Origin of the sequence: Xanthomarina sp. GH4-25, from assembly GCF_045363175.1 — a bacterium.
Taxonomy (GTDB): Bacteria; Bacteroidota; Bacteroidia; order Flavobacteriales; family Flavobacteriaceae; genus Xanthomarina.
Window position 1 is genome coordinate 23,619 of record NZ_JBJFLO010000007.1, and the last position, 11,336, is coordinate 34,954.

The 11,336-nt window shown below is 34.8% G+C and carries 7 protein-coding genes and 1 pseudogene; all 8 read left to right on the forward strand.

Annotated features, from left to right (window positions below; all coding sequences use genetic code 11):
• Positions 1-73 precede the first annotated feature (73 nt).
• Positions 74-3,280: a TAT-variant-translocated molybdopterin oxidoreductase gene (locus ACI5KZ_RS11200; RefSeq protein ID WP_109309836.1), complete on the forward strand. Its 3,207-nt coding sequence runs from the start codon at positions 74-76 to the stop codon at positions 3,278-3,280.
• Positions 3,281-3,314: 34 nt separating this feature from the next.
• Positions 3,315-4,706: pseudogene (nrfD, locus tag ACI5KZ_RS11205) on the forward strand (NrfD/PsrC family molybdoenzyme membrane anchor subunit); the annotation flags it as partial.
• A 69-nt stretch (positions 4,707-4,775) separates the two neighbouring features.
• Complete coding sequence (locus ACI5KZ_RS11210; protein ID WP_109309834.1) at positions 4,776-5,312, forward strand: DUF3341 domain-containing protein; 537 nt, start codon at positions 4,776-4,778, stop codon at positions 5,310-5,312.
• A 9-nt stretch (positions 5,313-5,321) separates the two neighbouring features.
• Complete coding sequence (locus tag ACI5KZ_RS11215; protein ID WP_165815844.1) at positions 5,322-5,879, forward strand: cytochrome c; 558 nt, start codon at positions 5,322-5,324, stop codon at positions 5,877-5,879.
• A gap of 24 nt (positions 5,880-5,903) precedes the next feature.
• The gene (locus ACI5KZ_RS11220) at positions 5,904-7,274 is read left to right on the forward strand and encodes a quinol:cytochrome C oxidoreductase (RefSeq protein ID WP_406847670.1); all 1,371 of its coding nucleotides are present in this window, start codon (positions 5,904-5,906) and stop codon (positions 7,272-7,274) included.
• A 26-nt stretch (positions 7,275-7,300) separates the two neighbouring features.
• Positions 7,301-8,368: a cytochrome c oxidase subunit II gene (locus ACI5KZ_RS11225; RefSeq protein WP_109309832.1), complete on the forward strand. Its 1,068-nt coding sequence runs from the start codon at positions 7,301-7,303 to the stop codon at positions 8,366-8,368.
• A 34-nt stretch (positions 8,369-8,402) separates the two neighbouring features.
• The gene (locus tag ACI5KZ_RS11230; protein ID WP_109309831.1) at positions 8,403-10,196 is read left to right on the forward strand and encodes a cbb3-type cytochrome c oxidase subunit I; all 1,794 of its coding nucleotides are present in this window, start codon (positions 8,403-8,405) and stop codon (positions 10,194-10,196) included.
• Between the two features lie 72 nt (positions 10,197-10,268).
• A complete protein-coding gene (ruvB, locus tag ACI5KZ_RS11235; protein WP_109309830.1) occupies positions 10,269-11,291 on the forward strand; it encodes a Holliday junction branch migration DNA helicase RuvB in 1,023 nt (340 codons plus the stop codon).
• The last annotated feature ends 45 nt before the right edge of the window (positions 11,292-11,336 follow it).

The following is an 11,336-nucleotide window of genomic DNA, read 5'->3' on the forward strand; positions in this document are numbered from 1 at the left end:
GTAATTTCCATAAAAAGAAAATCTCAATTAAGAGAAATATTAAAATTATTAAGAAGTAATTCAATTATATAATATGTCATCAAACAAGAAATACTGGAAAAGTGTTGAAGAGCTAAACGAAAATAGTTCTATTGTTGAGACGCTGCAACAAAATGAGTTTGTTGAAGAAATTCCTACTGATGAGTTTTTAGGTAATAAAGAATCGTTAGAGAGTTCGAAAACAACACGTCGTGATTTCTTAAAATACGTTGGTTTTAGTACAGCTGCTGCATCATTGGCAGCCTGCGAAGGGCCAGTTATTAAATCCATACCTTATGTAGTGCAGCCAGTAGAAATAATTCCTGGTGTAGCAAACTATTATGCAACAACCATTGCAGATGGATTTGATTTCGCTAGTGTTTTAGTAAAAACTCGTGAAGGTCGTCCAATTAAAATTGAAAATAATACTTTGGCAACTACTAGTGGTAGTGCTAATGCTAGGGTAAATGCATCGGTTTTAGGTCTGTATGATAGCATGAGAATGCAAGGTCCTGTTAAAGGAGATAGCTATATTTCATGGGAAGATTTAAACGCTGAGGTTAGTCAAAAATTAACAGAATTAAGTGGTTCAGGAAAACAAATAGTGTTGTTAACTCAAACATTTGCTAGCCCTTCTACTTCGAAGTTAATTTCAGAATTTAAACAAAAATACGGCAATGTAAATCATGTGGTTTATGATGCGGTATCTGAGTCTGCTGCACTAGATGCTTACCAAGCAAAATACAATGAAAGAGGTTTAGCTAGTTATGATTTCTCTAAAGCCGAAACAATTGTTTCTGTAGGAGGAGATTTCCTAGGCGATTGGCAAGGTGGAGGTTTCGACTCTGGTTATGCAGCTGGACGTATTCCAACTAAAGGAAAAATGTCACGTCACATTCAGTTTGAATCTAACATGTCATTAACTGGAGCTAATGCAGATAAGCGTGTGCCAGTAACTCCAAGTCAGCAAAAATTAGTTTTAGCTAAATTATATAGTGAAGTTGTAGGAGGGTCTGTTTCTGTCGATTTACCAGAACACATATTAACAGCTGTAAGTAAAGCTGCTTCTCAACTAAAAAGCGTAGGAAGTAAAGGTGTCGTAGTAACTGGAGTTCAGGATGTAAATGCACAAACAGTCGTTTTAGAAATTAATGACTATTTGAATTCTAAAGCATTTGATGCAGCTACACCAATAAAAATAAGACAAGGAAACGATAAAGCAGTTAATACTTTAGTTGCCGAAATGAAAGCAGGTAAAGTAGGTGCTATTATCATGAGTGGTGTTAACCCTATATATACATTACCAAATGCAGCCGACTTTGCTGAGGGATTAACACAAACAGAATTATCGGTTACCTTTTCATTAAAAGCAGACGAAACATCTACACAAACGCAATATATTGCTGCTGCTCCACATTATTTAGAATCATGGGGAGATGTAGAATTGAAAAAAGGACATTTTGCATTAATGCAGCCAACAATTCGTCCATTATTCGATACAAAACAATTTCAAGATGCTTTGTTAAATTGGACAGGAAACGATGTTTCTTATCACGATTATATCAAGCAAACTTGGAACGAAAATATTTTAGCAGGTTCTTCATTTAGTCAAGCATTGCACGATGGTGTTTTTGTTTCTAATGGAGCGATTTCTACTTCAAACGGAACCAATGCAACTGCAACAGCAACAGATGATAAAACTTTTGTAGGTGGTATTATTGAAGATGTTGCAACAGGTTTGGGATTAAATAAAGATAAAGAAACCACAACAGCTACTGAACAAACTACAACAACTGCATCTGTTTCAGGTGCGTCAGCTGCAAGAGCATTAGCATCATCGACTGCTTCTGCAGGATTGGAGTTGTCTCTATACACAAAAGTTGGAATGGGGGATGGAAAACAAGCCAACAATCCTTGGTTACAAGAGTTTCCAGATCCAATTACAAGAACGTCTTGGGATAACTATTTAACGGTTTCAAAAGACGATGCAAAAGCTTTAGGATTGAAAAGTGAACACGTAGCAAATGGTGGTTTAAATGGTAGTTACGCAAATGTTACCGTTAATGGAACGACTATTGAAAATGTTCCAGTAATTATTCAGCCTGGACAAGCAAAAGGATCTGTTGGTCTTTCTTTTGGTTATGGAAGAACAACTGGATTAAAAAATGAAATGAAAACGGGTGTTAATGCCTATAAGTTATACCATAATTTTAATAATGTACAAGATGTAAGTGTTTCTGCAGCTCAAGGGATGCACGAATTTGCGTCTGTACAGTTGCACAACACCTTAATGGGTCGTGGTGATATTATTAAAGAAACCACTTTAGAAATATTCAATACCAAAGACAAATCTGAATGGAATGCAATTCCTGTGGTGTCTTTAAATCACGTTGAAACTCCGGTTACTTCACCAGAAGTTGATTTGTGGGATGAATATGATCGTACCATTGGACATCATTTTAATCTGTCTATAGACTTAAACGCTTGTACTGGATGTGGTGCTTGTGTAATTGCTTGTCATGCAGAGAACAACGTGCCAGTAGTAGGAAAAGAAGAAGTACGTAAGAGTCGTGATATGCACTGGTTACGTATTGATAGATATTATTCATCTGAAGAATCTTTTGCGGAAGACATTGAGAAGAAAGAAAATATTTCAGGATTAGGAAGTTCATTAAGCGAATTTGGTGAAATGGAGCATGCTTCAGACAATCCTCAAGTAGTTTTTCAACCAGTTATGTGTCAACATTGTAATCACGCACCTTGTGAAACTGTTTGTCCTGTAGCTGCAACTTCTCATGGGCGTCAAGGTCAAAATCATATGGCTTATAACCGTTGTGTAGGTACACGTTACTGTGCTAACAACTGCCCTTATAAAGTGCGTCGTTTCAACTGGTTCTTATATAGTGAGAATGATGAATTTGACTATCATATGAATGATGATTTAGGACGTATGGTTTTAAACCCAGATGTCGTTGTTCGTTCTCGTGGTGTTATGGAGAAATGCTCAATGTGTATTCAAAAAACACAAAAAACAATTCTTGATGCCAAACGTGATGGACGTGAAATTAAAGATGGCGAATTCCAAACGGCTTGTTCTGCAGCATGTGGTAATGGGGCAATGGTATTTGGAGACATTAATGATAAAGACAGTAAAGTTGCAAAACTTTTAGAAGATAATCGTATGTATCACCTTTTAGAGTATGTAGGCACAGAACCAAACGTGCAATATCATACTAAAGTGAGAAATACAACCGAAGCATAATAAAACGAATTAAGAAAATAATTATAAAAGGATTATGGCGTCTCATTACGAAGCACCTATTAGAAGACCTTTAGTTACAGGCGAAAAATCATACCACGACGTTACGGTGGATGTAGCAAGACCTGTTGAAGGTAAAGCAAACAAATCTTGGTGGATAGTTTTTTCTATAGCACTAGTAGCTTTTCTCTGGGGAATAGGATGTATTATTTATACAATATCAACAGGTATCGGAACTTGGGGTTTAAATAAAACTGTAGGTTGGGCTTGGGATATTACTAACTTCGTTTGGTGGGTTGGTATTGGTCACGCAGGAACGTTAATTTCTGCAGTACTTTTACTCTTCCGTCAAAAATGGAGAATGGCAATAAACCGTTCTGCTGAAGCAATGACAATTTTCTCAGTAGTTCAAGCTGGTTTATTTCCAATAATTCACATGGGTCGTCCATGGTTAGGTTATTGGGTATTACCAATCCCTAATCAATTTGGATCACTATGGGTAAATTTTAACTCACCTTTACTTTGGGATGTATTTGCAATTTCAACGTATTTGTCGGTTTCATTAGTATTCTGGTGGACTGGTCTACTTCCTGATTTCGCAATGTTACGTGATAGAGCAATCAAGCCTTTCCAAAAGAAAATTTATTCTTTATTGAGTTTTGGTTGGTCTGGTAGAGCAAAAGATTGGCAACGTTTTGAAGAAGTATCTTTGGTTCTTGCTGGTTTAGCAACACCTTTAGTACTTTCTGTACATACTATTGTGTCTTTTGATTTCGCAACATCTATAGTACCAGGTTGGCATACTACTATTTTCCCTCCTTACTTTGTTGCAGGAGCAGTATTCTCAGGATTTGCTATGGTAAACACACTTCTTATTATTATGAGAAAAGTGTGTAATCTAGAAGATTATATCACTGTACAACACATCGAATTAATGAACATAGTCATCATGATTACAGGTTCTATAGTTGGTGTAGCTTATATTACAGAATTATTTATCGCTTGGTATTCAGGTGTTGAATACGAACAATATGCCTTCTTAAATAGAGCAACAGGACCTTACTGGTGGGCATACTGGGCAATGATGTCTTGTAATGTATTCTCTCCACAGTTTATGTGGTTTAAGAAATTAAGAACGAGTATCATGTTTTCTTTCTTTATCTCAATTATAGTAAACATAGGAATGTGGTTTGAACGTTTTGTAATTATCGTTACCTCATTACACAGAGATTATTTACCATCTTCATGGACCATGTTCTCTCCAACATTTGTTGATATTGGAATATTTATAGGGACTATTGGATTCTTCTTTGTATTATTCTTATTATACTCAAGAACATTCCCTGTAATTGCTCAAGCAGAGGTGAAGACTATTTTAAAATCTTCAGGAGAACGCTATAAAAATATAAGAGAAAGAGGAGATAGTTTAGTAGGAACAGGAGCAGACGAAAGAACTTCTGGTAGCCAAGTTAATAAATCAAAAAACGACGCGTAGACAATGGAAACTTCAAAAGTAATTCACGCTATTTATACTGATGATGATGTATTAATGTCTGCTGTTAAAAAAGTTAAAGCAGAAAAACATCATATAGAAGAGATATACACACCTTTTCCAGTTCACGGACTAGACAAGGCTATGGGATTAGCACCTACAAGAATAGCTATTGCATCTTTTATGTATGGTTGTGTTGGTTTAATTGTTTCTATTGTGATGATGAATTATATCATGATTGAAGATTGGCCTCAAAATATTGGGGGTAAACCAAGTTTTAGCTACATTGAAAACATGCCTGCCTTTGTGCCAATTATGTTTGAGCTAACCGTATTTTTTGCTGCACACTTAATGGTTATCACCTTCTATTTAAGAAGTAGAATGTGGCCATTTAAAAAAGCAGAAAATCCAGATTTAAGAACCACGGACGATCACTTTTTAATGGAAATAGCAGTTAATGGTAACGAAAGTGAGTTAGAAAACTTGCTTAAAGAAACTGGAGCAGTAGAAATTAAATTAATTGAAAAAGAAGAAGCACATTAATATAGTCATATGAAGAGCTTAGTAAAAATAACGATAATAGCATTAGTATTTGCATCTTTTGTGTCTTGTCAAAACGACTCAAGACCTAATTATCAATTCATGCCAAACATGTATGAATCTGTAGGTTATGAAGCATACTCAGAATCTGATGCATTTAGAACTGGTGTAGAAGCACAATTACCTGCTGAAGGATCTATAGCTAGAGGTCATATGCCTTTTGATTACGCAAACGATATTGAAGGTTATATGTTAGCTAAAACAAACTTAAAAAGTCCATTAGACTCTACTCAAATAGACTTGGTGGAAGCTAAGGTGCTTTATGATATCTACTGTGGAATTTGTCATGGATCTAAAGGTGATGGTCAAGGAAACCTTGTGAAAAGAGAAAAGATTTTAGGTATTCCAAAGTATGACGATATAGGAAGAGCTATTACAGAAGGAAGTATTTATCACACTATTTATTATGGTAAAAACACCATGGGTTCCTATGCAAATCAACTTAATGAAGAAGAACGTTGGCAAGTTGTTGCATACGTATTAGATTTAAAAGCTAAATTAGAAAAGTAAGAAAGATAAAGATTAAATATAGATATGTACACAATCTCAAATAAATTAAAGACATTTTCTATAGCCTTAATAATTTTAGGACTATTAGGTGTAGGATATGGTTTTATGACATCTCATAAATCTTTTGAAGACGTTGAAACCATGTTGGCAGAAGAAACTTCGCATCATGGTGGAGGTCATGCTGAAGAAGCTACCCATGAAACAGCATCTCATGATGCAGCAGCTAATGAAAATCATGCACAAGAAACACATGGTGAAGGAGTAGAATCTCATTCAGATGCTCATAAAAAACACGTGGAACATGTACAACACCAAATAGCTAACAGACCATGGTCTGCGTTATATGTTGCTGCTTTTTTCTTCTTTATGATTGCACTTGGTGTGTTAGCATTCTATGCAATACAATTTGCTTCGCAATCAGGCTGGTCTCCAGTTCTATTTAGAGTCATGGAAGGAATTACTGCTTATGTATTACCTGGAGGACTTATAGTTTTAGCAATTGCTGTTGCTTCAGGGACAATAGGTCATTATAATATATTTATTTGGATGGATCCAGACGTGGTAGCTCACGATAAGTTAATTCAAGCTAAAGCAAGTTGGTTAAATTTAGGTTGGTTTGCTGTTAGAGGATTAATTTTTATTGCGGGTTGGAGTTTGTATAGACATTTTGCACGTAAATTTACCATAGCTCAGGATACTTCAGACGACAATAGTAACTTTAAGAAAGCATTTCGTATTTCAGCAGCATTTTTAGTATTCTTTATTTATACAGAATCTATTATGTCTTGGGACTGGATTATGAGTGTAGATCCACACTGGTTTAGTACTTTGTTTGGATGGTATGTATTTGCAGGAATGGCAGTAAGTGGAATTACAGTTATTGCTTTTGTTGCTCTTTACTTAAAGTCTAGAGGACATTTAGAAATAGTAAACGATAGTCATATTCACGATTTAGCGAAATATATGTTCGGATTCAGCATTTTTTGGGCTTACCTATGGTTCTCTCAATTCATGTTAATTTGGTATGCCAATATACCAGAAGAGGTTACTTATTTTGTAACGCGTATTCAAGATTATAACGGGCTCTTCTTTGGGATGCTAGTATTAAACTTTGTATTCCCATTCTTAGTGCTAATGAATAGCGATTATAAACGAATTCCTTGGTTTGTATTTATGGCTGGAATTATCATTTTAGTTGGACATTATATCGATGTTTATGTAATGATTATGCCTGCTACAGTTGGAGATAGATGGGCTTTTGGAATCCCTGAAATTAGCTCCATTATGTTATTCGCAGGACTATTCTTATTTATCGTATTTACAGCTTTAACTAAAGCACCATTAATAGTAAAAAGAAACCCATTCTTAAAGGAAAGTGAACATTTCCATTATTAAAAATTAATTAAAGAAGAGAAAAGACAATGACAGCTTTTTTAACAATAATAATAGTATTTTTTGTAGCTGTTGCCATATGGCAAATGGTTAAAATATTTGATTTAGCTCAAGTAGGAGTATCCAATAGCCAAATAGCAACAGATCATGATAACAAGATGAATGCTTATATGATGCTAGCTTTCTTAGCTTTCATCTATATCATCACTATAGTTTGTTTTGTAAAATGGGGAGATTTACCATTAATGTCAAATTCTGCATCTGAGCATGGTCCAGAAATAGATAATTTAATGATTATTTCCATGGTTCTTATATTTATTGTGCAAACAATTACACAATATCTATTACACTATTTTGCATATAAATATCGAGGTGAAAAAGGCAAGAAAGCATTATTCTATGCAGACAATAACACCCTTGAAGCTATTTGGACTATTATTCCTGTTATTGTATTAGCTGGTTTAATTATCTACGGATTATTTACATGGAATAGTATAATGAATGTAAATGAAGATGATGATCCTTTAGTTATAGAACTATATGCGCAACAATTTAACTGGAAAGCAAGATATGGTGGTAATGACAACACTTTAGGAAAAGCAAATGTTAGGTTAATAAACTTAGATAATGCAAATATTTTAGGTCTAGATGAATCAGATCCAAACGCTCAAGATGATATTATTGTATCAGAATTACACTTACCAGTAGGTAGACCAGTTTTGTTTAAAATGCGTTCTCAAGATGTACTTCATTCAGCTTATATGCCACACTTTAGAGCACAAATGAACTGTGTTCCTGGCATGATAACTCAATTTGGATTTACGCCTACAGTAACCACTGCTGAAATGAGACAAACTCCAGAAATGTTGAAAAAAGTGGCAAACATTAATAATATTAGAAAAGAAAAGAGTAAAGATTTAGTAGCAAAAGGAGAAGCTGCTTTAGACCCTTACGAATTCAACTATTTATTGTTATGTAATAAAATTTGTGGAAAGTCGCATTATAACATGCAAATGGATATTATTGTTGAAACTCAAGAAGAGTACGACGCTTGGATAAAAGAACAAAAAGAATTTAAAAATTCTTTAATTAAGTAATTAAGAAACGGTTTTAAAAAGTATATATTAGATTATGTCAACACACGCAGATACTCACGCACACGACGACGATCACGGACATCATCATAAAGAAACGTTCGTGACTAAATACATCTTTAGTCAGGATCATAAAATGATATCAAAACAGTACCTAATTACTGGTACTATTATGGGTGTTATAGGGGTATTAATGTCCATTATGTTTCGTATTCAAATTGCATGGCCAGAAGAACCAAATATACTGTTCGAAGCTTTATTAGGAAAATGGGCTCCAGGAGGAGTTATGGATGCTGATATTTATTTAGCATTAGTAACCATTCATGGTACCATCATGGTATTCTTTCTATTAACAGCAGGTTTAAGTGGAACTTTTAGTAACTTATTAATTCCATTGCAAATTGGCGCAAGAGATATGGCTTCAGGATTCTTGAATATGATTTCATATTGGTTATTCTTTGTGTCAGCAATAATTATGCTTATATCACTGTTTGTTGAAGCTGGACCAGCTGCTGCAGGATGGACTATTTACCCTCCATTAAGTGCTTTACCTATGGCTCAAGGAGGATCTGGTATGGGAATGACGCTTTGGCTAGTATCTATGGCTATTTTTATTGCATCATCATTATTAGGTTCCTTAAATTATATAGTAACTGTTATAAACTTAAGAACTAAAGGAATGTCTATGACAAGACTTCCTCTAACAATTTGGGCATTTTTTGTAACTGCTATTATTGGTGTAGTTTCTTTCCCAGTTTTATTATCAGCTGCGTTATTGTTAATAATGGATAGAAGTTTTGGAACATCATTCTTCTTATCAGATATTTTTATTCAAGGTGAAGTGTTGCATTATCAAGGAGGATCACCTGTATTGTTTGAACACTTATTTTGGTTCCTTGGACACCCAGAGGTATATATTGTAATTTTACCAGCCATGGGAATTGTTTCTGAAATTATGGCTTCAAACTCCCGTAAACCAATTTTTGGTTACCGTGCCATGATTGCCTCTATTTTAGCCATAGCATTCTTATCAACTATCGTTTGGGGTCACCACATGTTTATTTCAGGAATGAATCCATTTTTAGGTTCTGTATTTACATTCACAACGTTATTAATTGCAATCCCATCAGCAGTAAAAGCTTTTAACTGGATAACAACCATTTGGAAAGGTAATATACAAATGAATACTGCCATGCTTTTCTCAATAGGTTTTGTTTCTACCTTTATCACTGGAGGTTTAACAGGTATTATTCTTGGAGATTCTGCTTTAGATATTAATGTTCACGATACTTATTTTGTAATTGCTCACTTCCACTTAGTAATGGGTATTTCTGCTCTTTATGGAATGTTTGCAGGAGTTTATCATTGGTATCCAAGAATGTTTGGTAGAATGATGAATAAAAACCTAGGATACATTCACTTTTGGGTAACAGCTATTTGTGCTTATGGCGTTTTCTTCCCAATGCACTTTATTGGGATGGCTGGTTTACCAAGACGCTATTATACAAACTCTAATTTCCCATTATTTGATGATTTAGCAAATGTAAACGTTGTTATTACTGTATTTGCAATTATTGGAGCTGTATTCCAATTAGTGTTTCTATACAATTTCTTCGGAAGCATGTTCTTCGGAAAAAAGGCACCACAAAACCCTTGGAGATCTACAACTTTAGAATGGACTGCACCTGTTAAGCATATGCATGGAAACTGGCCAGGAGAAATTCCTCATGTGTACCGTTGGGCTTATGACTATAGTAAACCAGGTCATGATGTCGATTTTGTTCCTCAAAATGTACCTTTAAAAGAAGGAGAAGAAGAGCTTCAACATTAATTGAAATTCTATATATAATTCAACCAAAGCCTTTCTATTTTTAGAAAGGCTTTTTGTTTATATTTGTGATGTATGAACGAAAACCTAGATCCAACAGGAGATAATTTTACACCAGAAGAACTGGATGTAGAAAAAAAGTTAAGACCCTTATCATTCGATGATTTTACTGGTCAAGATCAGGTATTAGAAAATCTACAAATTTTTGTTCAGGCTGCTAATTTAAGAGAAGAAGCATTAGATCATACTTTATTTCATGGTCCTCCAGGCTTAGGAAAAACCACTTTAGCACATATTTTAGCAAGTGAATTAAGCGTTGGAATTAAAGTAACATCAGGACCTGTTTTAGATAAACCAGGAGATTTAGCAGGTTTATTAACAAATCTTGAAGAAAGAGATGTCTTGTTTATTGATGAAATACATAGATTAAGCCCTATAGTTGAAGAGTACCTGTATTCGGCTATGGAAGATTATAAAATTGATATCATGATCGAGTCTGGTCCAAATGCCAGAACAGTTCAGATTAATCTAAACCCTTTTACTTTAGTAGGAGCAACCACGAGATCTGGATTATTAACAGCACCCATGAGAGCTCGTTTTGGTATTCAAAGCCGACTTCAATATTATAACACCGAATTATTAACTACTATCGTACAACGTAGTGCAGACATTTTAAAAGTTCCAATTTCTATGGAAGCAGCAGTAGAAATAGCTGGAAGAAGTAGAGGAACACCTCGTATTGCAAATGCGTTATTACGTCGTGTACGAGATTTTGCACAGATAAAAGGAGATGGAAAAATCGATATTAAAATAGCCAGATTTTCTTTAGAAGCGTTACATGTAGATGCTCATGGCCTAGATGAAATGGATAATAAAATCCTTACAACTCTTATCGATAAATTTAAAGGAGGTCCTGTGGGAATAACAACCATAGCAACAGCTGTAAGCGAAAGTGCTGAAACTATTGAAGAGGTGTATGAACCTTTCTTAATTCAACAAGGTTTTATCATGCGCACACCTCGTGGACGTGAAGTCACCGAATTAGCATATAAACATCTAGGAAGGGTAAAAGGTCCTGTTCAAGGTGGTTTGTTTTAAAAAAAAATATAATGTTATTCTGAATTCGCTTCAGACTTTCATCCT

Coding starts and splice junctions, on each gene's coding strand:
- ACI5KZ_RS11200 (WP_109309836.1), top strand. CDS start 74: ATGTCATCAAACAAGAAATACTGGAAAAGTGTTGAAGAGCTAAACGAA.
- ACI5KZ_RS11210 (WP_109309834.1), top strand. CDS start 4,776: ATGGAAACTTCAAAAGTAATTCACGCTATTTATACTGATGATGATGTA.
- ACI5KZ_RS11215 (WP_165815844.1), top strand. CDS start 5,322: ATGAAGAGCTTAGTAAAAATAACGATAATAGCATTAGTATTTGCATCT.
- ACI5KZ_RS11220 (WP_406847670.1), top strand. CDS start 5,904: ATGTACACAATCTCAAATAAATTAAAGACATTTTCTATAGCCTTAATA.
- ACI5KZ_RS11225 (WP_109309832.1), top strand. CDS start 7,301: ATGACAGCTTTTTTAACAATAATAATAGTATTTTTTGTAGCTGTTGCC.
- ACI5KZ_RS11230 (WP_109309831.1), top strand. CDS start 8,403: ATGTCAACACACGCAGATACTCACGCACACGACGACGATCACGGACAT.
- ruvB (WP_109309830.1), top strand. CDS start 10,269: ATGAACGAAAACCTAGATCCAACAGGAGATAATTTTACACCAGAAGAA.